General features: G+C 69.6%; 16 protein-coding genes. 11 read left to right on the top strand and 5 right to left on the bottom strand.

The window, feature by feature from the left end; translation table 11 throughout:
• Window positions 1-13 precede the first annotated feature (13 nt).
• From AUL33_RS14925 to AUL33_RS14915, 3 genes are read right to left on the bottom strand one after another with little or no spacing between them, the layout of a single operon-like run.
• Window positions 14-1,570, bottom strand: a complete 1,557-nt coding sequence (locus AUL33_RS14925; protein WP_062209734.1) for an aldehyde dehydrogenase family protein — start codon at window positions 1,568-1,570, stop codon at window positions 14-16.
• 13 nt (window positions 1,571-1,583) lie between these two features.
• Window positions 1,584-2,864, bottom strand: a complete 1,281-nt coding sequence (locus tag AUL33_RS14920; RefSeq protein ID WP_062209733.1) for an FAD-binding oxidoreductase — start codon at window positions 2,862-2,864, stop codon at window positions 1,584-1,586.
• A 42-nt stretch (window positions 2,865-2,906) separates the two neighbouring features.
• Window positions 2,907-4,319 (bottom strand): VOC family protein, encoded by a 1,413-nt coding sequence (locus AUL33_RS14915; protein ID WP_062209731.1) that lies wholly within the window; start codon window positions 4,317-4,319, stop codon window positions 2,907-2,909.
• 462 nt (window positions 4,320-4,781) lie between these two features.
• Here AUL33_RS14915 and AUL33_RS14910 point away from each other — a divergent pair, with 462 nt between their 5' ends.
• From AUL33_RS14910 to AUL33_RS14900, 3 genes are read left to right on the top strand one after another with little or no spacing between them, the layout of a single operon-like run.
• Window positions 4,782-6,524 carry a type I secretion system permease/ATPase gene (locus AUL33_RS14910; RefSeq protein WP_062209728.1) on the top strand — a complete coding sequence of 581 codons (1,743 nt, stop codon included), beginning with the start codon at window positions 4,782-4,784 and terminating at the stop codon, window positions 6,522-6,524.
• Window positions 6,521-7,873: an HlyD family type I secretion periplasmic adaptor subunit gene (locus tag AUL33_RS14905; protein ID WP_062209725.1), complete on the top strand. Its 1,353-nt coding sequence runs from the start codon at window positions 6,521-6,523 to the stop codon at window positions 7,871-7,873. The genes AUL33_RS14910 and AUL33_RS14905 overlap by 4 nt, the downstream gene beginning before the upstream one ends.
• A gap of 2 nt (window positions 7,874-7,875) precedes the next feature.
• The gene (locus AUL33_RS14900; RefSeq protein ID WP_062209722.1) at window positions 7,876-9,150 is read left to right on the top strand and encodes a glycosyltransferase; all 1,275 of its coding nucleotides are present in this window, start codon (window positions 7,876-7,878) and stop codon (window positions 9,148-9,150) included.
• On the opposite strand, the gene AUL33_RS14895 is transcribed toward AUL33_RS14900, so the two are convergent.
• Window positions 9,132-10,391, bottom strand: a complete 1,260-nt coding sequence (locus AUL33_RS14895; RefSeq protein ID WP_062209719.1) for a D-amino acid dehydrogenase — start codon at window positions 10,389-10,391, stop codon at window positions 9,132-9,134. The genes AUL33_RS14900 and AUL33_RS14895 overlap by 19 nt on opposite strands.
• 154 nt (window positions 10,392-10,545) lie before the next feature.
• Between AUL33_RS14895 and AUL33_RS14890 the strand changes: the two genes are divergently transcribed.
• The 4 genes from AUL33_RS14890 to AUL33_RS14875 all read left to right on the top strand — a co-directional run bounded on the left by AUL33_RS14890 (window position 10,546) and on the right by AUL33_RS14875 (window position 16,613).
• Complete coding sequence (locus tag AUL33_RS14890; protein ID WP_062209715.1) at window positions 10,546-10,989, top strand: Lrp/AsnC family transcriptional regulator; 444 nt, start codon at window positions 10,546-10,548, stop codon at window positions 10,987-10,989.
• Window positions 10,990-11,214: 225 nt separating this feature from the next.
• The gene (locus AUL33_RS14885; protein WP_062209712.1) at window positions 11,215-12,639 is read left to right on the top strand and encodes an NAD(P)-dependent oxidoreductase; all 1,425 of its coding nucleotides are present in this window, start codon (window positions 11,215-11,217) and stop codon (window positions 12,637-12,639) included.
• A gap of 14 nt (window positions 12,640-12,653) precedes the next feature.
• A complete protein-coding gene (gene preA / locus AUL33_RS14880; RefSeq protein WP_062209709.1) occupies window positions 12,654-13,997 on the top strand; it encodes an NAD-dependent dihydropyrimidine dehydrogenase subunit PreA in 1,344 nt (447 codons plus the stop codon).
• A 150-nt stretch (window positions 13,998-14,147) separates the two neighbouring features.
• Window positions 14,148-16,613 (top strand): bifunctional diguanylate cyclase/phosphodiesterase, encoded by a 2,466-nt coding sequence (locus AUL33_RS14875; protein ID WP_062209706.1) that lies wholly within the window; start codon window positions 14,148-14,150, stop codon window positions 16,611-16,613.
• A gap of 6 nt (window positions 16,614-16,619) precedes the next feature.
• On the opposite strand, the gene AUL33_RS14870 is transcribed toward AUL33_RS14875, so the two are convergent.
• On the bottom strand, window positions 16,620-17,291 hold the full coding sequence (locus AUL33_RS14870; protein WP_062209702.1) for a TetR family transcriptional regulator C-terminal domain-containing protein: 672 nt from the start codon (window positions 17,289-17,291) through the stop codon (window positions 16,620-16,622).
• A 172-nt stretch (window positions 17,292-17,463) separates the two neighbouring features.
• Between AUL33_RS14870 and AUL33_RS14865 the strand changes: the two genes are divergently transcribed.
• From AUL33_RS14865 to hydA, 4 genes are all read left to right on the top strand, one after another.
• The gene (locus tag AUL33_RS14865; RefSeq protein ID WP_062209699.1) at window positions 17,464-18,792 is read left to right on the top strand and encodes an aspartate aminotransferase family protein; all 1,329 of its coding nucleotides are present in this window, start codon (window positions 17,464-17,466) and stop codon (window positions 18,790-18,792) included.
• Window positions 18,793-18,846: 54 nt separating this feature from the next.
• Window positions 18,847-20,094 (top strand): Zn-dependent hydrolase, encoded by a 1,248-nt coding sequence (locus AUL33_RS14860; RefSeq protein WP_062209696.1) that lies wholly within the window; start codon window positions 18,847-18,849, stop codon window positions 20,092-20,094.
• A 139-nt stretch (window positions 20,095-20,233) separates the two neighbouring features.
• Complete coding sequence (locus AUL33_RS14855; RefSeq protein WP_082652618.1) at window positions 20,234-20,716, top strand: endonuclease domain-containing protein; 483 nt, start codon at window positions 20,234-20,236, stop codon at window positions 20,714-20,716.
• The gene (gene hydA, locus AUL33_RS14850) at window positions 20,713-22,161 is read left to right on the top strand and encodes a dihydropyrimidinase (protein WP_062209693.1); all 1,449 of its coding nucleotides are present in this window, start codon (window positions 20,713-20,715) and stop codon (window positions 22,159-22,161) included. The genes AUL33_RS14855 and hydA overlap by 4 nt, the downstream gene beginning before the upstream one ends.
• Window positions 22,162-22,198 lie beyond the last annotated feature (37 nt).

The raw sequence follows: 22,198 nt of genomic DNA, 5'->3' as shown, positions 1-22,198 counted from the left end.
GGGCCGTCGGCTCTTACCCGACGTCGAACTTGACGCCCTGCGCCAGCGGCAGGGTGCGGCCGTAGTTGATCGTGTTGGTGGCGCGGCGCATGTAGGCGCGCCAGGCATCCGAGCCGCTCTCGCGCCCGCCCCCGGTCTCCTTCTCGCCGCCGAACGCGCCGCCGATCTCGGCCCCGGACGGGCCGATATTGACGTTGGCGATGCCGCAGTCCGATCCACGCGCCGAGAGGAAGGTCTCGGCCTCGCGCAGGTCGTTGGTGAAGATCGAGGAGGAGAGGCCCTGCGGCACGTCGTTCTGCAGCGCCAGGGCCTCGTCGAAGGAGCGCGTGCGGATGACGTAGAGGATCGGCGCGAAGGTCTCGTCCGCGACAGGCCCGGTCTGCGCGGGCATCTCGATGAGCGCCGGGCGGACGTAGAAGGCCTCCGCCGCGCCCTCGACGGCGATCCGCTCGCCCCCGGTCACGCGCCCGCCCGCGGCCTTCGCCGCCTCGATCGCCCGGCCCATCGCCGTGAACGTCGCCTCGTCGATCAGCGGGCCGACGAGATGGCCCTCCACGAGCGGATTGCCGACGCTCACTGAGCCATAGGCCGATTGCAGGCGGGGAACGAGCGTGTCGTAGACGTCGTCATGGACGAAGAGGCGGCGCAGCGTCGTGCAGCGCTGGCCGGCCGTGCCCATCGCGGCGAAGGCGACGCCGCGCAGCGTCAGGTCGAGATCGGCCGTGGGGCAGACGATCGCGGCATTGTTGCCGCCGAGCTCGAGCAGCGAGCGGCCGAAGCGCTGCGCGACGCGCGGTCCCACCGCGCGGCCCATCGCGGTCGAGCCCGTGGCCGAGACGAGCGGCACCTTGGGATGGTCGACGAGCGCTTCGCCGACCTCGCGCCCGCCGATGAGAAGCGTCGAGAGCGCGTCCGGCGCGGTGCCGCCGTCGTCGCGGTAGCGTGCCAGCGCCCGCTCGAAGAGCGCCTGCGTGGCCAGCGCCGTCAGCGGCGTCTTCTCGGAGGGCTTCCAGAGGCAGGGATTGCCGCAGACGAGCGCCAGCGCCGCGTTCCACGACCAGACGGCGACGGGGAAGTTGAAGGCCGAAATGATGGCGACGACGCCGAGCGGGTGCCAGGTCTCCATCATCCGGTGCTCGCCGCGCTCGGTGGCGATCGTCAGGCCGTAGAGCTGGCGCGACAGGCCGACCGCGAAGTCGCAGATGTCGATCATCTCCTGCACCTCGCCGAGGCCCTCGGAGGTGACCTTGCCGACCTCGATCGAGACGAGGCGCCCGAGCGCGTCCTTGCTCGCGCGCAGCTCCTCGCCGAGCAGGCGCACGAGCTCGCCGCGCTTGGGCGCCGGCACGTCGCGCCACTCGAGGAACGCGGCATGGGCCGCCTCGACCGCCGCGCCGGCCTGCGCGGCCGAAGCCGTCTGCAGCCGGGCGATTTCCTCGCCGGTGACCGGCGAGCGCACGGGGAGGTCGCCGCCGCTGAGCCGACCGGCCTCGATGCCGAGGGTCGCGAGGATCGCGGCCGTTTCGGCCTTCAGGCTGGCCGGGGTGGCGAGGGGCGGGTTCTGGGTCATGTCGTGGCCTCGATTAGAGCCGGGAGGAGAGGTGGGCGATCTGTGCGCCGACCTCGTAATAGGTTTCGCGCAAGCCGCGAAGGCGCTGGGGCACGGGGAGCGTCACCGGCAGCGGCAGCTCGTCCTCGCTGAGTTGCCCGAGAATGTGCTGGGCGAGCGTGCGGCCGAAGACCGTGCCCGGCGCGATGCCGCGCCCGTTATAGCCGCTGAAGGAGACGACGTTGGCGTCCAGCCGGTGAAAGCGCGGCACCGAGTCGGCGGTCATGCCGATCTGGCCGTACCATTCGGCCTCGAACTCGATGGCGCCGAGTTGGGGAAACAGGCGCTGGAGGCTGCGCCGGGCCCAGCGCCGGTGGATCGCCGTGCCGCTGCCCCGCAGCGCGCCGACGCTGCCCACCACCAGCCGCCCGGCGCGGTCGAAGCGGAAGGAGGAGAGCACCTCCTTCGTGTCCCACGCGCCCTGCCGCCCCGGCAGGATCGAGCGGGCGAGGTTGGAGGAGAGCGGCTGGGTGGCGATGTTGAAATAGGGGAGATGGACGATCTCCTCGCGGATGCCGGGCCACGGCGCGCTCGTATAGGCGTTGGTGGCCACCACGATCCAGTCGGCGGTGACGGAGCCCTCCGGCGTCTCCACCCGCCACCGCGCGCCCTCGCGCCTGAACGCCGTGACGGGGCTGGCGGTGAAGATGGCGGCGCCCGCATCCTGCGCCGCGCGGGCGAGGCCCCGCACGTAGGCGAGCGGCTGGATCGTGCCGGCGCGGTGGTCGAGAAGCGCGGCATCGTAGGCGGGCGAGCCGACCATCGCCTGCGTGCGCGCCGCGTCCAGAAGCTCGACGGGGGCGCCGCGCGCCTGCCACTGCCGGGCTCGCTCGGCGAGCTCCCGCGCGCCGCTCTCGCCGACGCCGCAATGCAGCGTGCCCGCGGTTTCCAGCTCGCAGTCGATGCCGTGCGCGGCCACGAGATCGAAGACGAGGCGCGGCGCATTGCCGAGGAGATCGAGCAGCCGCTCGCCGTGAACGGGGCCAAGAACGCCGGGCAGATCGTCCGGCATCGTCCAGAGCCCGGCATTGACGAGGCCGACATTGCGGCCCGAACCGCCGAAGCCGATCTCGGCGCCTTCCAGCACCACGACGCGTGCGCCGCCTTCAGCCAGATGCAGCGCCGCCGAGCAGCCGGTATAGCCGGCGCCGACCACCACGACATCGGCGCTCACCGGCTCGCTCAGGCGCCGCGTCGGGGCGGCCGGCGGCGCGGTGCGCTCCCAGAGGCCATGGGATCGGGGGTCGTTCAGCATGGATCCGGCTCTAGCCCTCAGTGCTCGGGATATCGGGACGGCTCAGGCGACGGCCCGGCGGGCCGTGGGCTCCAGCGCTGCCAGCGTGCGCTCGATCGAGCGGGCCTGCGCCGCCGCGTAGAGGGCCATCTCGTCGTGGACGGGCCGCCCGAGCGCCGCTTCGAAGGCCGCCTGCCGGCCGCTCGCCGCGGCGTTCGACTGGGCGTCGGTGCCGAGATTGGACTGGAAGATGCCGGCGGCCGAGACGGGCAGGAAATCCTCGTAGACGATCGGGTCGAAGGCGACATGGCCGGCGGCAACGAGCGCCTCCAGCGAGCGGTCCGGCGCCCCACCGACGGCCGCCGCTTCCAGCCCCGCCGGCGTCGGCGCGTAGCGGAACCAGGCAAGGCCGGCCTCGCGCATCGCGGTCGCGTCGTCGAGGAAGGCGGCAAAGCGGGCGCTCAGTTCGCCGGCATAGTCGCCCGCCTTCGCGCCGGCGGCGCCGACCTGAACTTCGCCGCGCGTGCCCGCCAGAAGTTCGTCGTAGAGCGTGCGGCCCTTCGCCGTCAGCGCCGCGCCGCGCTGCTCGATCTCGCCGAAGCGGGCCGAGTGCCGGCCCTCCAGCGCCCCGGTCTCGCCGACGAAGAGGATGCGCTCTTCCAGCGCCTTGAAGCTGGTCTGGCGCAGCAGGATCGGGCAGGCGCGCTCCGGCGGTCCCTCGATCACCGCCTTGGGGTCGATGCCGCGCGCGGGCATCCCGCGCTGCACCGCCTCGATGTCGAGCGTGCGGGGCGTCAGGTGGTTGATGTGGGGGCCCTTGAAGCAGACGACGTCGGCGACGAGGCGATGGGCGGCGGCGAGGCGCTCATAGGTCTGGCGATCGACGGTCGCCTGCGAATGCCAGCGGAAGGTCTCCAGCGCCTCGCGCACGAAGCTCTCGGCCTCGGGCTGCGTCAGCCCGCCCTTGCGCTCGAAGCTCTCGGTCAGTTCGAGGGCGCGGGGGGTGAAGATCGAGCGGCGCGAGAGGATCGCGGCGGCCTCGGCCCGAAGCTCTGGATCGGCGACGAGGTCGAGCCGCAGAAGCGAGGTGAAGACGCGGAACGGGTTCGTCGCCAGCGCCGCGTCGTCGATGGGGCGGAAGGCAGTGGAGTGGACGGGGATCCCGGCGGTCGAGAGGTCGTAATAGCCGACCGGATGCATGCCCATCACCGCGAAGAGGCGCGCGATGGTGGCCAGCTCCCCGGCCGTGCCGAGGCGGATCGCGCCGTGGCGCTCGTCCGACAGGCGCTCGATCTCGCCGGCGCGCTCCAGGCTTTCCCGCAGCTTCGGGTGCTCCCGCAGCGTCGCCTCGTTCACGTCGGCCACGAGCCGGAGGAGCGCGCCGTATTGCGGCACCTCCTCGCGATACATGTCCGACATGGCGCGCGAGAACAGGATGCGGATGGCGTCGGCGCTGGCAAAGGCGGCGGTGGGCATGAGCGATCTCCCCCTTGCGGCATGGCGTCGCCGCGCTGGTCCTGTCGAGCTGGCGACCAGTCTTCCAAGCTTCTGCGCGGCCTGCCAAGCGATGATTGGTTCGAACGTCATTCCACGGCGGAATGATGGTGGCGCGGGCGTGAGGCAGGATGGCAACGGTCTCGTTTCCCTCGCGCGAACCGCGAACCGCCGCTCCGCGTCCTTAAACAGAGCTTTACCTCGGTCATGCAAAGTTCGCGTCCATGATCATCCGTCCCCTCGCCTTCGCGACGACGCGGGCGGGACGGACGGCGGACGGGACGGGGACCTTGAAGCCCCGGACGTGCGCGATGCGGCGGGACGCCGGAAGGGACGACGAGGGATGCGCGAGGCCGGCCAAGCCGGAGTGGCCTTGAGGGCAGGGCGCCGGGCGAGCCGGGGGCGGAGCCCGTTCGCGCCACTCGATGCGGCAAGGGTCGCGCGATGAACCCGGTCCTCTCCTCGCCGCTGCTCGCCATCGTGCGCTCGCTCTCCTTCGGCTATCTCAACCTCTTCGCCTTCGGCTTCTTCTTTCCCTTCCTGTTCATGGCCATGTCGGTGATCCCGATGGGCATCATCGAGCGCGTCGGCACCAGCCGCAATGCCTCGACGCTCGCCACGCTCGTCATCATCGCGCTCGTCGTCACCGCCACCTACACGGTGATGGAGGTGATCCGGGCCCAGGTGCTGGAGCGCATGGGCACCGTCATCGACCAGCGGCTGACGAAGATCTGCTTCGACGCCTTCAACCGTGAAAAGAAGCATGCCGGCGGCTCGCCGACGCAGGCGCTCGCCGATCTCCAGACGACGCGCCGCTTCCTCGGCGGCCCCTCGCTCTCGGCGCTCATCGACGCCTTCTGGTCGCCGCTCTTCGTCATCGCGATGTTCTTCATCAACGCCGCTTTCGGCTTCCTCATCCTCGGCCTTCTCGCCTTCTCGGCGGTCATGTCGGTGGCGACGCACTACTGGGTGGCCGACCACCTGAAGGCGGCGCAGCGGCTCGACGGCGAGGCCAACGAGTTCGGCCTCGCCGTGTCGCGCAATGCCGAGACCGTGCGCGTCATGGGCATGCTGCCCTGGCTCACCGAGCGCTGGTACCAGCTCCATCGCGACGGCCTGGGCTGGCGGGGCCTTGCTCAGCACCGCGCCGCCCAGATCGGCCTCGTGCCACGCATGGTGCAGAACGGGCAGATGGTGATCGTCTACGGGCTCGGCGGCGTCCTCTTCCTCGAAGGGCAGATCCACCTCTCGGTGCTCTTCGTGGTGCTGATGATCATGATGCGCGCGCAGGGGCCGCTGCAGCACATCATCGCCAACTGGAGCTCGATCCAGTCCTTCTGGCTGGCGGCGCGCCGGCTCGACGCGCTGCTGCGCGGCATCGAGGCGACGCCGCGCCCGATGGCGCTGCCCGCGCCCACCGGCGCCCTCGTCGTCTCGCGCCTCGTCGGCGGGCCGCCGGACATGGACAAGCCCGTCGTCAACGACGTCTCCTTCACCCTGCGGCCCGGCCGCATCCTCGGCATCGTCGGCCCGAGCGGCGCCGGCAAGTCCTGCCTGTCGCGCCTCATCGTCGGCATCTGGAAGGTGCGTCGCGGCACGATCGTCTTCGGCGAGCAGGACCTTCTGCACTGGGATCCCGACGAGCTCGGCCGGCACATCGGCTACGTGCCGCAGGACGTCGAGTTCCTGCCGGGCACGCTCGCCGAGAACATCGCACGCTTCGACCCGGCTGCGACGAGCGAGAAGATCCTCGCCGCGGTGGAACTGGCGGGCATCCACGACATCGTGCGCGGTCTCTCCGACGGCTACGCCACGCGGCTCGGCGGCCCGGGCGGGCACACGCTGTCGGGCGGCCAGCGCCAGCGCGTGGCGCTCGCGCGCGCCGTCTACGGCAGCCCCCGCCTCGTGGTGCTGGACGAGCCCAACTCCAATCTCGACGCCGGCGCCGAGCAGGTTCTGGGGCGCACGATGCAGCGCCTGCGCGACGACGGCGCGGCGGTGATCGTCGTCTCGCATCGCGTCAGCCTGCTCGGCTTCTGCGACGATCTCCTCGTCCTCAACGAAGGCGTGGTGCAGGCGATCGGCGCGCGCGAGCAGATCTTCAGCCGCCTGCCGCGCTTCCGCGATCCCGTGCCCTCGGGCCCGGCCCCGGTGCTCGACCTCGCGCGCACGGGGACCGGCGGATGAGCCTCCTCGTCCTCGGACCGGCGCCGGGCGCTTCCACGCCGCCGCTCGTCTCCGCGCCGCTGCCGCGCACCGACTGGCGCTCGGCGCTGCGGCTCGGCTACCTCGTGCTCTTCGTCTCGGTGGGCCTCTGCGGAAGCTGGGCGGCGCTCGCCCACGTCAACTCGGCGGTGGTCGCGGCCGGCATCTTCGCGGTGGAGTCCTACCGCCAGACCGTGCAGCATCTGGAAGGCGGCATCGTCGACGAGATCCTGGTGCGCGACGGCGACCGGGTGGAGGAGGGGCAGGTGGTCATCCGCCTCGACACGGTGCGCTCGGAGGCCGCCGCCACCGCCGCCGCCAAGGGCCTCGCCAATGCGCTGGCGACCGAGGCGCGGCTCGTCGCGCAGCGCGACATGACCGACTACATGATCCTGCCCGAGGAGGCCGCGCAGCTGCTGCGCGGCATCGACCAGAGCGAGATCGACGACAACCATCGCGAGTTCGAGAGCCGCCGGCAGGTGCTGGAGGGCTCGCTCGAACTTCTCGACGCGCAGGTCAAGCAGATCCGCAACGAGATCGCGCAGACCCGCTTCGACGCCCAGTCCGCCGCCGAGCAGCTGACGAGCCTCGGCGAGGAACTGGCGAGCGTGCGCCCGCTCTACAAGAAGGGTCTCGTGGCGCTCAGCCGCGTCACGGGCCTGGAGCGTCAGAAGGTGCAGTTCGAGGGTGCGCTGAAGAAGGCGAGGAACGACGCGGTGAAGGGCGAGGACAAGATCGCCGAGATCGCGCTGCGCCGCGAGGCCCTGCGCAAGGACTACCGGCAGGAGGCCTCGAACGCCCTCGTCGAGGTCGGCCGGCAGATTTCCAGCTATCGGCAGGAGCGGCAGGTGGCGCTCGACATGCTCGTGCGCTCGGCGATCCGCTCGCCCGTCGCAGGCACCGTGCAGGGCATGCGCGTCTTCACCGTCGGCGGCGTGGTGCGCTCGGGCGAGCCGCTGCTCGATGTCGTGCCCGACAGCGACCACATGACCGTCAAGGCGCGCATCCTGCCGGCCGACATCGACCGCGTCCACGAGGGCATGGCGGTGGAGATCAATGCCGGCGCCCTCATGAAGTATCGCCGCGAGAAGGTGACGGGCACGCTGACGTTCGTCTCGCGCGACGTCGTCGCCGACCCCAATCCCAACCAGCCGCCGGCCTATGCGATCGAGGTGACGCTCGCCCCCGGCAGCCTGCCCGAGGACATGCGCGCCCGGCTCGTCGCCGGCATGGAGGCCTCGATCATCATCCCGACCGAGGGCCGCACGGTGATGCAGTATCTCATCGCGCCGGTGCTGAAGAACCTCGAAGAATCGCTGCGGGAGCGCTGACGATGCGGGTGCTCGTGGTGGCGCACGGCCACCCCATGGAAGGGCCGGGCGGTGCGGAGGTCGCCGCCTACAATCTCGTTCTCGGCCTGCGCGAGGACGCCGCCGTCTCGGCCGTGTCGTTCCTTGCCCGCACCGCGCGCGCGGATCTCGCCCCCGGCGCGATCGTGGAAGCGGCGCCCGGAGACTATCTCTGGCGCCGCGACATGGCGGACGCGATGCGCCTGTCGGCGGGCCGCGAGGCGCCGGGGGGCGAAGCCCTCGCCGCGCTGCTGCGCCAGCTCGCGCCCGATGTCGTCTTCGTCCACCACTACGTCCATCTCGGCGTCGAGATCCTCACCGAACTGCGGCTCGCCCTGCCGTCGGCCCGCATCCTCCTGACGCTGCACGACTTCGTCGCGATCTGCCGCAATGGCGGGCTGATGGTGAAGACCGGCCTGCGCGGCCCCTTGTGCGAGCGCGCCGAACCGCAAGCCTGCCACAACTGTTTTCCCGGCGAGACGCCGATGGCGTTCGTGGCCCGCCGCCGCGCGCTTCTCGCCCATCTCGCCGCCGCCGACGGCTACATCGCGCCCTCGCGGTTCCTGGCCGCGCGCTACATGGACTGGGGCCTGCCGGCGCGGCGCATCGCGGTGATCGAGAACGGGCTGGAACGGCGGCCGGCCATGGCGTCAGCCGTGCCGGCGCGCGAGGGCGACGGGACGCTGCGCCTCGCCGTCTTCGGCCAGCTGCGCGAGGCCAAGGGGCTCGACATCGCGCTCGCGGCGCTCCACCGGCTGACCGCGGGCGAGCGCGCCGCGCTCCACCTCGAGATCCATGGCGGCCGGCTGGAGGCGCAGGAGCCCTGGTTCCAGGCGCTGGTGGCCCGCCTCGCCGAGCCGCTGGCGGCGCAGGGCTGCGTCTCCTTTCGCGGCGCGTATGGGCGCGGCGAGGTGGCGGGGCGCATGGCCGGTGTCGACGCGGTGATCGTGCCCTCGGTCTGGTGGGAGAACTCGCCCCTCGTGATCCAGGAGGCGTTCGCTGCGGGCGTGCCGGTGATCGGCGCCGATCTCGGCGGCATCCGCGAAAAGCTGCGCGACGGCATCGACGGGCTGCTCTTCGAACCGCGCGACCCCGAAGCGCTGGCCGGCGTGCTGCGCCGGCTGCTGCACGATCCCGCCCTGCCGGCGCGGCTGGCGAGCGGCGTGCGCGCGCCGCGACCGCTCTCGGCCATGGTCGGCGCCTATCTCTGGGTCGCCGCGCTGGATTTCACGCCGCTGCCTCAGGCGGCGCGGGCATAGCGCCGGATGGCGAGGTCGGCGGCGTCGATCTCGGGCGCACGGCCGCCGACGAGATCGGCCAGCAGCCGGGCCGAACCGCAGCTCATCGTCCAGCCGAGCGTGCCGTGGCCGGTGTTGAGGAAGAGGCCGGCAATCTGGGTCGGCCCGATCACCGGCGTCCCGTCCGGCGTCATCGGCCGCAGCCCCGACCAGAACTGGCCTTTCGACAGGTCGCCGCCGGGAAAGAGGTCGGTGACCGAATGCTCCAGCGTGCGCCGGCGCGAGGGATGCAGGTCGTTGTTGAAGCCGGAGATCTCGGCCATGCCGCCGACGCGGATGCGGTCGCCGAGCCGGGTGATGGCGATCTTGTAGGTCTCGTCCATCACGGTCGATTCGGGCGCGCGGGCCGCATTCACGATCGGGATCGTCAGCGAATAGCCCTTCACCGGATAGACCGGCAGCGCGATCCCGTGCGGCCGGAGCAGCGCCGGCGAATGGCTGCCGAGCGCCACCACGACGGCGTCCGCGCGCTCGATGCCCGTGTCGGTCTCGACGCCGGACACGCGCCCGCCCTCCACCGCCAGACGGCGGATCGTGCGCCCGTAGTCGAAGCGCACGCCGAGATGGGCGGCCATTCCGGCCAAAGCGTTGGTGAACTTGAAGCAGTCGCCGGTCTCGTCCTTCGGCGTCAGGAGGCCGCCGACGATCTTGTCGCGCGCGTGCGCCAGCGCCGGCTCGACGCGGATGCAGCCCTCGCGATCCAGCAGCTCGAAGGGAATGCCGTCGGCGGCGAGCGCCTTCACGTCCTTGCCCGAGGCGTCGAGCTGGGCCTGCGTGCGGAAGAGCTGCAGCGTGCCCTGCATGCGCTGGTCGTAGACGATGTTGGTGTCGCGGCGCAGCTCCGCCAGCGCGATGCGGCTGTAGTCGGAAAGGCGCAGCATGCGGCTCTTGTTCACCGCGTAGCGCTCGCTCGTGCAGTTGGCGAGCATCTTCGCCATCCAGGTCAGCATCGCCCGGTCGGGCCGGGGCCGCAGGATCAGCGGCGGATGCTCCATGAGGAGCCATTTCAGCGCCTTGCGGGGAATGCCGGGCGCCGCCCAAGGGCTGCAGTAGCCGAAGGAAACCTCGCCGGCATTGGCGAAGCTCGTCTCCAGTGCCGGCCCCGCCTGCCGGTCGATCACCACCACCTCGTGACCCGCCTTCGCCAGATACCAGGCCGACGTGACCCCGATGACGCCGCTGCCGAGGACTGCGATCTTCATGCGGGGGGACTCCGGCTGGGGACGACGGCGCGCCCGCCGGGAAGGCCGAGCGCAGGAGAGATCATCGCCGAAGGATCGACGAATGTACTGGCGATCTTTCGCAGGATGTGCGGATATTTCGGCGTTCACGCAACGATATGCGAAAGCTGGGGCCATGGCGGAGCGTCTCGACCGGATCGACCGCAGCATCCTGGCGGCGCTTCGCCGCAACGCCCGCGTCACCAATGTCGCGCTCGCCGCCGATGTCGGCCTTTCGCCCTCGGCCTGCCTTCGCCGGGTGCAGCTTCTGGAGACCCGCGGCACGATCCGCGGCTACACCGCTCTCACCGCCGGGCCGGGCACCGACGACGGCCACGTGGTGATCGTGCGCATCAGTCTGGAGCGCCAGACCGAGGAGATCCTCAACCGCTTCGAGGCCGAGGTGCGCCGCCATCCCGAGATCCGCGAGTGCTACCTGATGACCGGCGAGGAGGACTATCTCCTGCGCGTCGAGGCGAGCGGAGCCGGCGACTACGAGCGCATTCACAAGGAGGTGCTGTCGCGCCTGCCCGGCGTCGTTCGGATCAATTCCTCCTTCGCCATCCGCAGCGTGCTTTGAGGGCAGCCGGTGCCTCGAACTTGAGCATGCGAGGCAGAATTTGACCAAACGATAAAAATATTTGACGACCCTGAAATCTCGGATCATTCTCATCTGGAACGGTTCGAAACTGGCGATCCCGCAAGGGTCCGGCCACGCGGGCCGGGGTGCTGCAACGCGGGCGTTCGCGGGCGTCTCCGGCCGGGCCGGACGAGAGCCGACGCCCCACCGAGCCGGGGGCCTGCCATGAGAGAACACCGACCGATCCGGGGCGACGTGGCGCCGGCGCGCTTGGGACCGGATGTCCTCGCCAAGGGCTTTGCCGACATCCATCCGCCGCTCGAGCGGCACGAGGCGCTCGTCGAGTCCGACCGCTGCTACTTCTGCTACGACGCGCCCTGCATGCAGGCCTGCCCGACCTCGATCGACATCCCGCTCTTCATTCGAGAGATCCAGTCCGGCAATCCGATCGGGGCGGCCAAGACCATCCTGGAATCGAACATTCTCGGCGGCATGTGCGCCCGCGTCTGTCCGACCGAGACGCTCTGCGAGGAGGTCTGCGTGCGCGAGGTCGCCGAGGGCAAGCCGGTGAAGATCGGCCTGCTGCAGCGCTTCGCGACCGACCGGCTGATCGAGCGCGGCGAGCATCCGTTCGAGCGCGCCGCCGCCACCGGCAAGACGATCGCGGTGGTCGGCGCCGGGCCGGCGGGCCTCTCCTGCGCCCATCGCCTCGCCATGCTCGGCCACGACGTGACGCTGTTCGACGCCCGCCCCAAGGCCGGCGGGCTTAACGAATACGGGATCGCCGCCTACAAGGCGACGAACGGCTTCGCGCAGGCCGAGGTGGATTTCGTGCTCGCCATCGGCGGCATCACCCTGCAGACCGGCCGGGCGCTCGGCCGCGACCTCCATCTCGAGACCTTGCGCGCCGACTACGACGCGGTGTTCCTCGGCCTTGGCCTTGCCGGCGTCAACGCGCTCGGCGCGGAGGGCGAGGCGAGCGGCGGCTCGCACGATGCGGTCGCCTGGATCGCCGAGCTTCGCCAGACGCTCGACCTGTCGCAGCTGCCCGTCGGGCGGCGCGTTGTAGTGGTCGGCGGCGGCATGACGGCGGTGGATGCGGCGGTGCAGGCCAAGGCGCTCGGCGCCGAGGAAGTGACGCTCGTCTACCGGCGCGGCCGCGAGGCGATGAACGCCTCGCGCTACGAGCAGGAGATCGCGCAGACGCGCGGCGTCCACATCCGCTGCAATCTCCAGCCCAGGCGCATCCTCGCCGACGGCGGCCATGTCTCAGGGGTCGAACTTGAGCGCACGCGCAGCGTCGACGGGCGGCTCGAACTCACCGGCGAGACCGTGACGATCGAGGCCGACCAAGTGTTCAAGGCGATCGGGCAGACCTTCCTCGGTGAGGGGCTGGCCCTCGGTGAAGGGCTGGCGAGCGAGGGCCAGGGGATCGCGATGGAGCGCGGCCGCATCCGCGTCGATGCCGAGCGCCGCACCAGCCTGTCCGGCGTCTGGGCCGGCGGCGACTGCATCGCCGACGGCTCCGACCTCACCGTGGTCGCGGTCGAGGACGGCAAGCTCGCGGCGATGAGCATCCACGAGGCGCTGGGCGTCGCGCCCGGCCTTCTCGCCCGCGCGGCGGATGCCGTCGCCGGATGGGTTCGATAGGGGAGACGACGGACATGGCCGACCTCACGACGCAGTTTCTCGGGATCTCGTCCCCCAACCCGTTCTGGCTGGCCTCCGCGCCGCCGACCGACAAGGAGTACAATGTCCAGCGCGCCTTCGAGCAGGGCTGGGGCGGCGTCGTCTGGAAGACGCTCGGCGAGGGCGATCCCGTCGTCAACGTCAACGGCCCGCGCTACGGCGCCATCCACGGGCCGGACCGGCGGCTGCTCGGCCTCAACAATATCGAGCTGATCACCGACCGCTCGCTCGACATCAACCTGGAGGAGATCGCGCGGGTCAAGCGCAACTGGCCCGACCGCGCGATGATCGTCTCGCTGATGGTGCCCTGCGAGGAGAAGAGCTGGCAGGACATCCTAAAGGTCGTGGAACAGACCGGCGCCGACGGCGTCGAGCTGAACTTCGGCTGCCCGCACGGCATGAGCGAGCGCGGCATGGGCTCGGCCGTGGGGCAGGTGCCCGAATACATCGAGATGGTGGCGCGCTGGTGCAAGCAGCACTCGCGCCTGCCCGTCATCGTCAAGCTGACGCCCAACATCACCGACATCCGCTATCCCGCCCGCGCCGCGCGCCGCGGCGGGGCGGACGCGGTGTCGCTCATCAACACGATCTCCTCGATCGTCTCGATCGACCTCGACAATTTCGCGCCCACCCCGACGATCGACGGCAAGGGCTCGCATGGCGGCTATTGCGGCCCGGCGGTGAAGCCGATCGCGCTCAACATGGTGGCCGAGATCGCGCGCGACGCCGAGACGCGGGGGATGCCCATGTCGGGCATCGGCGGCATCACGACTTGGCGCGACGCCGCCGAATTCATCGCGCTCGGCTGCGGCACGGTGCAGGTCTGCACGGCGGCGATGACCTACGGGTTCAAGGTGGTGAAGGAGATGGCCTCGGGCCTCTCGGACTGGATGGACGAGAAGGGCTATGCGGGCATCGAGGACTTCCGCGGGCGCGCCGTGCCGAACGTCACCGACTGGCAGTATCTCAACCTCTCCTACGTCACCAAGGCGCGGATCGACCAGGATCTCTGCATCTCCTGCGGGCGCTGCCACATCGCCTGCGAGGACACCTCGCACCAGGCGATCACCGCCATGGTCGACGGACGCCGCAAGTTCGAGGTGATCGACGAGGAGTGCGTCGGCTGCAATCTCTGCGTCAATGTCTGTCCGGTGGAGAGCTGCATCACGATGGAACGGGTCCAGGGTGTTGATGCGCGCACCGGCCGTTCGATCCCCGCCGAATACTCGAACTGGACGGTCCACGCCAACAACCCGATGCGCCGCGAAACGATGCAGTTCGCGCCCGAGCCCGTTCGCCTGCCTGAACCCGCACAATGAGGCAGCCCTTGCCGACAATTGCAGCAGCACACGCAGCCTTTCAGTAACGGAACAATAAGACGGTCATGGGATGGTCAGTCCCGAGGGTGAGAAAACTATGGGCGCGGGCCGTACCGGACCGCACTCGCCCGCCGGGACTTTGCATCAGCGATGTCGATCAATGCCAAGCTTCTTCTCAGCGGGATCATGCTGGCATTCGTGGGGGCAACCTTCGCGTTCGCCTTACACTATCGCAACCATCTGGCCTTCGACGCCACGACCGCGATCTTCGAGCGCGGTGTCGATCCGCTCGACCGGCTGGAGATCGCCGCGCAGCGGGCCGATGAACTGGAGCAGCGCTTTCTCGAAAAATCGGTCGACCAGGGCGCCGACCGCCCGATCGGCAGCGCCGACGGTGCCGAACTCCTGACGGGTCTCGCCGGCGTTCTGTCGGACCTGCGGGCCGCCGCCATCTCCGTTCCCGACGGCACCTCCGCGACGAAGCTGGAAGCGCTGGCCTACGGACTCAACCGCCTGCGTGTCGCCGAGGGCGACGTCTCGCATCGCCTCGTGCGGCGGGAGCTGTCGGCGATCGTCGACGAGTTCGACGACGCCCTGAATTCGCTGCGCGCCGACATCGTTGCGATGAAGGGCGTGGCGGCGGGCGAGAACCACGAGGTCGAGCGCGTCGCCTGGATCGGTCTGGCGACGGGGCTTCTCGTCGGCGCGCTCGTCATGCTGCTGCTCGGCCGCAGCATCGGCCATTCCATCCGCCGCGCCGCGGCCTCGCTGCGCGAGGTCGGGGGCGCCCCGGCCGAACCGTTGCCGCCCACCGGCGACACGATGAAGGATCTGGCCGCCGCGATCCGTTTCGTCGAGACCGCAATCGAGCAGAAGGACATGGCCTCCAGCCGCCATGCGAAGGAGACGAAGAAGCGCTTCGAGAGCGAACTACACCGCCAGCGCCGGCGCTTCGACGCCGCGCTCAACAACATGTCGCAGGCCTTCTGCCTGCTCGACGAGGACGGCAATCTCGTCGCCGCCAACGATCCCTTCTTCAAGCTGTTTCCCGGCATCGGCAGCAGCGCGCGGGCCGAAAAGCTGCGCCAGCATGCCGATCTCTGCGTGCTGTTCGGCTCGGCGGCGGCGCAGGGCAGTTCCACGTTCCAGATGCAGAACGGACGCTCCGTGCAGATGCGCCGCCACGACGGCGGGCGCGAAGGCGGCACGATCGTCATCTTCGACGACATCACCGACCAGATGCTGGCCCATCGCGAGCTGGAGCGCCTGTCGCGCCAGGATCTCCTCACCGGTCTCGCCAACCGCACCGTCTTTTACGAGCGGCTGGACGAGGCGCTGAACGATCCGACCGGCGAGACCGACATCGCCATTCTCGCGCTCGACGTCGAGGGCTTCAACAGCGTCAACACGACGCTCGGCCATGCGGCCGGCGACGATCTCCTGCGCCAGCTCGGCGATCGCCTCGGCTCGCTTCTCGGGCCCGCCGATCTCATCGCCCGCCTCGATGGCGACGAGTTCGGCATCGTCCAGCGGCTGAACGGCCAGCCCGACGCCGGCCTCCTGCTCTGCCGCGCCATCCAGGACGATCTGCAGCAGCGGCCGGTCCTGGTGGCCGGACGCCCGCTCGCGGTGCGCGTCGCCATCGGCATGGTGCCGATGCTGCAGGCCGATCGCAAGTCGGCGGTGGACGCCCATGCGGTGATGCAGGATTGCGAGATGGCGCTGCAGCAGGCCAAGTCCGACCCACTGAACAAGGTGAAGCTTTACGTGCCGGAGATCCGCGAGGAGCTGCAGGCCCGGCGGCGGCTGGTGGCGGACCTGCGCGATGCGCTCGATCGCGACGAGTTCGAGCTCTACTTCCAGCCGATCGTCGACCTGCGGCGCGAGGCGGTGTCCGGCTTCGAGGCGCTGGTGCGCTGGAACTCGCCGACGCGCGGCCTCGTCAGCCCCGGGCTCTTCATTCCGGTGATGGAGGAGAACGGCCTCATCGTGAAGCTCGGGCGCTTCGTGATGCAGGAGGCCTGCCGGCATGCGGCGCGCTGGCCGGGCGATCTGGCGCTGTCGCTCAATCTCTCGCCGATCCAGGTGAAGAGCGCGACGCTCGTGCCCGATGTCCGCCAGGCGCTGCTGAAGTCCGGCCTCAAGCCCTCGCGGCTCCAGCTCGAGGTCACCGAGTCGCTCTTCCTCGACGATGCCAACACCGTTCTCGACACGCTGACGCAGCTGCGCGACCTCGGCACGGTGATCTCGATGGACGATTTCGGAACCGGCTATTCCTCGCTCGGCTATCTCAGCCGCTTTCCCTTCGACAAGATCAAGATCGACCAGTCCTTCGTGCGCGACATGGATCGCTCCGAGAACATGGCGATCGTGCGCGCCGTGATGGGGCTCGGCACCGCGCTGACGATGAAGGTCATCGCCGAGGGCGTCGAGACGCCCGAGCAGATGGCGGTGCTGGAAGCCGAGGGCTGCTTCGAGATGCAGGGCTTCCTCTTCTCGCGCCCGCGCCCCGCCTCCGATCTCGCCAAGATGCTCGTCCAGGTGCGCAACGGCTTTGCGGAAGGCCGCTTCCGGCCGGCCGCGGCGGTGGCCGAGCAGAGTGCCCGCGCCGGATGAGCGACGTCAGGCCGGCGGGGCGTGCGCGCCCTCGCGCGGGCGGATGCCGTTGAGCACCACGCTGAGGATCGCCTGAGCCGTCTGTTCGGCAAAGCCCGCCTTGTCGACCTGATCACCGAGAATGGCGCGGATCTGCACCGCGAAGTCGGCGTAATGCTGCGTCGTCGCCCAGATCACGAAGATCAGGTGCACGGGATCCACCGGGGCCAGCCGCCCCTGCGACACCCAGCCCCGAATGACCGCCGCCTTCTCCTGCACGAGTTCGCGCAGCCGCGTCTCGAGGAAGGGCTTGATGATCGGCGCCCCGTTTAGCACCTCGTTGGCGAAGAGGCGGGAGGCGTCCGGGTTGTCGCGCGACATCTGCAGCTTCAGCGTGATGTAGCGGCGCAGCTCCTCCACCGGGTCGCCGGCGGGATCGACCTCCTCCAGCGGCGCCAGCCATTGCGCCAGCGTGCGCTCGAGCACGGCCTCGTAGATGTCGTCCTTGCGCCGGAAATAATAGAGGAGGTTCGGCTTCGACATGCCGGCCCGCCGGGCGATCTGGTCGATCGTCGAGCCTCGGAAGCCGTAGGCCGAGAAGACGGGGAGGGCGGCTTCGAGGATGATCTCGCGATTGCGGGTTTGGATGCGCGTCGGCTGGCGCTCGTCGACAGGGTCCCGCGGCACCTTCGCATCCATCGCCAAGCCCCCTGCCCGAAAATCTTGCGCTGCAGCATGCTGCTTTAGAACCATGCAAATCGCCTTGACCGGTTCCCGCCGACCTTTTAGCCTCGGTTTTGACCACGCAGTCAAGAATTCGGGGAAAGGCGCGGAAGCCCGGTTTCGACCGGCTCGCGAGACACGGCCGCTAATGAACGAGAACGCCCCGATCCAGACGAACAATCTCGAAGCCTTCTGGATGCCCTTCACCGCCAACCGGCAGTTCAAGAAGGCGCCGCGCATGTTCGTGCGCGCCAAGGACATGCACTATACGACCGACGACGGGCGGCAGGTGCTCGACGCCACCGCCGGCCTCTGGTGCGTCAATGCCGGGCACTGCCGGCCGAAGATCACCGAGGCGATCGCCACCCAGGCGGGCGAGCTCGACTACGCCCCGGCCTTCCAGATGGGCCATCCGAAGGCGTTCGAACTCGCGGCCAAGCTCGCCGCAATCGCGCCGACCGGGCTCGACCACGTCTTCTTCACCAATTCCGGCTCCGAGTCGGTCGAGACCGCGCTGAAGATCGCGCTCGCCTATCACCGGGCCAAGGGTGACGGGTCGCGCTTCCGGCTGATCGGGCGCGAGCGCGGCTATCACGGCGTCAATTTCGGCGGCATCTCGGTCGGCGGCATCGTCGGCAACCGCAAGATGTTCGGTACGCTGCTGACCGGCGTCGACCACATGCGGCACACGCACGATCTTTCGAAGAACAGCTACACGCGCGGCGCCATCGAGCACGGCGCGGACCTCGCCGACGATCTCCTGCGCATCGCCACGCTCCACGACCCCTCGACGATCGCCGCGGTCATCGTCGAGCCGGTGTCGGGCTCGACGGGCGTGCTGCCGCCGCCGGTGGGCTATCTCCAGCGGCTGCGCGAGATCTGCGACCAGCACGGCATTCTCCTCATCTTCGACGAGGTGATCACCGGCTACGGGCGCATGGGCACCGCCTTCGGCGCCGACTATTTCGGCGTGACGCCCGACATCATGGTGACCGCCAAGGGCTTGACGAACGGCGTCATCCCGATGGGCGCGGTCTATGTGCGCGACACCATCTACGACGCCTTCATGGGCGGCGGCGAGAACCTCATCGAGTTCGCCCACGGCTACACCTATTCGGGCAATCCGATCGCCGCCGCCGCGGGGCTGGCGACGCTCGAGACCTACAAGGAAGAGGGCCTGTTCGAGCGCGCCAAGGCGCTGGAGCCGGTCTTCGCCGACGCGCTCCATTCGCTGAAGGGCGAGCCGCACGTCATCGACATCCGCACCATCGGCCTCATCGGGGCGGTGGAACTGGAGCCGATCCCGGGCAAGCCGACGGCGCGCGCCTTCGCCGCCTTCCTCGACGCCTTCGACCACAACCTCCTCATCCGCACCACCGGCGACATCATCGCCCTGTCGCCGCCGCTGATCGTCTCGGAGGCCCAGATCGGCGAGATCGTCGACGGGCTTCGCGCCGTGATCCGCCGCCTGGCCTGAAGCCGGCTGCCCAAGGCCTCTTCGTCGCTCCGTTCTTTCGAAGGTCCGCATCGCATGAGCCTGATCTCCAATCTCCAGATCGACGGCGACCGGCTCTGGGAGGCGCTGGAAGAGATGGCCCAGATCGGCCCGGGCATCGCGGGGGGCAACAACCGGCAGACCTTGAGCGATGCCGATGGCGAGGGGCGTCATCTCTTCCGGCGCTGGGCAGAAGACGCGGGCACCACGATGTCGGTGGACACGATGGGCACGATGTTCTTCCGGCGCGAGGGCACCGAGCCGGACCTGCCGCCGGTCTACATGGGCTCGCATCTCGATACGCAGCCGACGGGGGGCAAGTACGACGGCGTTCTCGGCGTTCTCGGTGCCCTGGAGGTGGTGCGCACGCTGAACGATCTCGACATCCGTACGAGGCATCCGATCGTCGTCGTCAACTGGACGAACGAGGAGGGCGCCCGCTTCGCACCGGCGATGCTCGCCTCCGGCGTCTTCGCCGGCGTCCTCGACGAGGCCTGGGCGAAGGATCGCCAGGACATGAAGGGGCTTCGCTTCGGCGACGAGTTGAAGCGCATCGGCTGGGAGGGCGAGGAGCCGGTCGGCGGCCGGCCGATGAAGGCCTTCTTCGAACTCCATATCGAACAGGGGCCTATCCTCGAGGACGAGGGGAAGACGATCGGCGTCGTGACCCACGGGCAGGGGCTCTACTGGCTGCAGGTGACGCTGACCGGGCGCGAGAGCCACACCGGTTCGACGCCGATGCCCAAGCGCCGCGACGCCGTCCTCGGCCTCGGGCGCATCACGGAGCTCGTGCACACGGTGGCGATGGGCTACCAGCCGAACGCGGTCGGCGCGATCGGCCATGTCGAGGTCTCGCCGAACTCGCGCAACATCATCGCCGGACAGGTCGTCTTCACCATCGACATCCGCTCGCCCGACAAGGCGGTGCTCGACCGCATGAAGGCGCGCATCGAGACCGGCATCGCCGACATCGCCCATGCCACCGGGCTGGAGGCGGCGATCGAGGTCGTCGGCCATTTCGATCCCGTCGCCTTCGACGCCTCTTGCGTCGCGGCGGTGCGGGGCGCGGCGACACGCCTCGGCTACCCGCACCGCGACATCGTCTCGGGCGCCGGCCACGACGCCTGCTGGATCAACCGCGTCGCCCCCACCGCGATGATCTTCTGCCCCTGCGAGGGCGGTCTTTCGCACAACGAGGCCGAGGCGATCACCAGGGACTGGGCCAAGGCCGGCGCCGACGTGCTGCTGCAGGCGGTGGTGGAGACGGCGGGGGTGGTGGGTTAGTGATGATGCGTTCGTGTCCTCATCTTATGATACGCGACACTCAGGTCTTGCCGATCTCACGGGGGCAGAGGTCCGTGATCCCTCGCCCCTCCGGGGAGAGGGTGCCGCGAAGCGGCGGGTGAGGGGTCTTGGCGCGATCATGACCACCAGCGACGCCACTCGACACGCGCGCCAACTCCGGCTCGCCGAAACCGATGCTGAAGCACGTCTCTGGAGCGATCTGCGAAATCGCCGGCTGAACGGCCACAAGTTCGTGCGCCAGTTCCCGATCGAGGGCTTCATCGCCGATTTCGCTTGTCGGCCGCAGCGGCTCGTCGTCGAACTGGACGGCGGGCAACATGGTTCGGTGCCGGCGATGCGCCGCGATGCCGAGCGGACACGCGCGTTGAACGCTGTCGGCTTCTCCGTGCTTCGCTTCTGGAACGACGACATCTTTCGCGAGCGCCGCGCGGTCCTCGACACGATCCTCGCCGTTCTCGGCGGTGCGATCCGCAGCCCCTCACCCGGCCTTCGCTTCGCTCCGGCCACCCTCTCCCCGGAGGGGCGAGGGGTAGGCGGCGTCATCGCCGAGGCGGGATTCGACGGCGTGGTGCCGCAGACAAGGGAAGGCTTTCAGTCATGACCATCGCGATCAAGGGCGGCACGATCGTTACCGCCGATCTGACCACCCGCGCCGACATCCTGATCAAGGGCGGCCGGATCGCGGAGATCGGGCCGGATCTGTCCGGCGACGAGACGATCGATGCGTCCGGCGCCTTCGTCATGCCGGGCGGGATCGACCCGCACACGCATCTCGAAATGCCGTTCATGGGCACCCATTCGGCCGACGATTTCGACACCGGCACCGCCGCCGCGCTCGCGGGCGGCACGACGATGGTGGTGGATTTCTGCCTGCCGGCGCCGAACCAGGGGCTGATCGAGGCGCTGCAGGAATGGCACCAGAAGGCCGGCAAGGCGCGCACCGACTACTCCTTCCACATGGCGATCACCTGGTGGGGCGAACGCGTCTTCGCCGAAATGCCCAAGGTGGTGGCCGAGGGCATCAACACGTTCAAGCACTTCATGGCCTACAAGGGCGCCCTGATGGTAAACGACGACGAGATGTTCGCCTCGTTCTCGCGCTGCGCCGAGATCGGCGCGATGCCGCTCGTCCATGCCGAGAACGGCGACGTTGTGGCCTTCCTGCAGGCCAAGCTCATGGCCGAGGGCAACACCGGACCGGAGGCGCACGGCTATTCGCGCCCACCGGAGGTCGAGGGCGAGGCGACGAACCGCGCCATCATGATCGCCGACCAGGCCGGCGTGCCGCTCTACGTCGTCCACGTTTCCTGCGAACAGAGCCACGAGGCCATCCGCCGGGCGCGCGCCAAGGGGATGCGGGTCTTCGGCGAGCCGCTGATCCAGCACCTGACGCTGGACGAGGGCGAGTACCTGAACCCCGACTGGGACTACGCGGCGCGCCGCGTCATGAGCCCGCCCTTCCGCAACAGGCTGCATCAGGATTCGCTCTGGGCCGGCCTTCAGTCGGGCTCGCTGCAGGTCGTGGCGACCGACCACTGCGCCTTCACCACGCAGCAGAAGCGCACCGGGCTCGGCGATTTCACCAAGATCCCCAACGGAACCGGCGGGCTCGAAGACCGGCTCGCCGTCCTCTGGACGAAGGGCGTGCGCACCGGTCGCCTGACGATGAACGAGTTCGTCGCGGCCACCTCCACCAACATCGCCAAGATCCTCAACGTCTATCCGCGCAAGGGCGCGATCCTGCCCGGCGCCGACGCCGATCTCGTGGTGTGGGACCCCGCCGCCACCAAGACGATCTCGGCCAAGGGGCAGAAATCGGCGATCGACTACAACGTCTTCGAAGGCTTCGAGGTGACGGGCCTGCCCGCCGTCACGCTCTCGCGCGGCAAGGTCGCCTATCGCGACGGGCAGGTCGTCGCCGGCACGGGCGAGGGCCGTTTCGTCGAGCGCCCCGCCAACCCGCCGGTCGCCAGGGCGCTTTCGGAGTGGAAGGAACTGACGGCCCCGCGCCGCGTCGAGCGCTCCGGTATTCCGGCGGGGGTGTGATCCCCAGATGTCGCTTGGCCCTGCACCGCTCGCTCCG

Origin of the sequence: Aureimonas sp. AU12, assembly GCF_001463705.1 — a bacterium.
GTDB lineage: Bacteria > Pseudomonadota > Alphaproteobacteria > Rhizobiales > Rhizobiaceae > Aureimonas.
The sequence above is the reverse complement of the archived record's forward strand: the minus strand, read 5'-3'. Positions and strand labels throughout refer to the sequence as shown.

Excerpts from the sequence above, each read along its gene's own strand:
- AUL33_RS14925 (WP_062209734.1), bottom strand. The coding sequence starts at position 1,570 with ATGACCCAGAACCCGCCCCTCGCCACCCCGGCCAGCCTGAAGGCCGAA.
- AUL33_RS14920 (WP_062209733.1), bottom strand. The coding sequence starts at position 2,864 with ATGCTGAACGACCCCCGATCCCATGGCCTCTGGGAGCGCACCGCGCCG.
- AUL33_RS14915 (WP_062209731.1), bottom strand. The coding sequence starts at position 4,319 with ATGCCCACCGCCGCCTTTGCCAGCGCCGACGCCATCCGCATCCTGTTC.
- AUL33_RS14910 (WP_062209728.1), top strand. The coding sequence starts at position 4,782 with ATGAACCCGGTCCTCTCCTCGCCGCTGCTCGCCATCGTGCGCTCGCTC.
- AUL33_RS14905 (WP_062209725.1), top strand. The coding sequence starts at position 6,521 with ATGAGCCTCCTCGTCCTCGGACCGGCGCCGGGCGCTTCCACGCCGCCG.
- AUL33_RS14900 (WP_062209722.1), top strand. The coding sequence starts at position 7,876 with ATGCGGGTGCTCGTGGTGGCGCACGGCCACCCCATGGAAGGGCCGGGC.
- AUL33_RS14895 (WP_062209719.1), bottom strand. The coding sequence starts at position 10,391 with ATGAAGATCGCAGTCCTCGGCAGCGGCGTCATCGGGGTCACGTCGGCC.
- AUL33_RS14890 (WP_062209715.1), top strand. The coding sequence starts at position 10,546 with ATGGCGGAGCGTCTCGACCGGATCGACCGCAGCATCCTGGCGGCGCTT.
- AUL33_RS14885 (WP_062209712.1), top strand. The coding sequence starts at position 11,215 with ATGAGAGAACACCGACCGATCCGGGGCGACGTGGCGCCGGCGCGCTTG.
- preA (WP_062209709.1), top strand. The coding sequence starts at position 12,654 with ATGGCCGACCTCACGACGCAGTTTCTCGGGATCTCGTCCCCCAACCCG.
- AUL33_RS14875 (WP_062209706.1), top strand. The coding sequence starts at position 14,148 with ATGTCGATCAATGCCAAGCTTCTTCTCAGCGGGATCATGCTGGCATTC.
- AUL33_RS14870 (WP_062209702.1), bottom strand. The coding sequence starts at position 17,291 with ATGGATGCGAAGGTGCCGCGGGACCCTGTCGACGAGCGCCAGCCGACG.
- AUL33_RS14865 (WP_062209699.1), top strand. The coding sequence starts at position 17,464 with ATGAACGAGAACGCCCCGATCCAGACGAACAATCTCGAAGCCTTCTGG.
- AUL33_RS14860 (WP_062209696.1), top strand. The coding sequence starts at position 18,847 with ATGAGCCTGATCTCCAATCTCCAGATCGACGGCGACCGGCTCTGGGAG.
- AUL33_RS14855 (WP_082652618.1), top strand. The coding sequence starts at position 20,234 with ATGACCACCAGCGACGCCACTCGACACGCGCGCCAACTCCGGCTCGCC.
- hydA (WP_062209693.1), top strand. The coding sequence starts at position 20,713 with ATGACCATCGCGATCAAGGGCGGCACGATCGTTACCGCCGATCTGACC.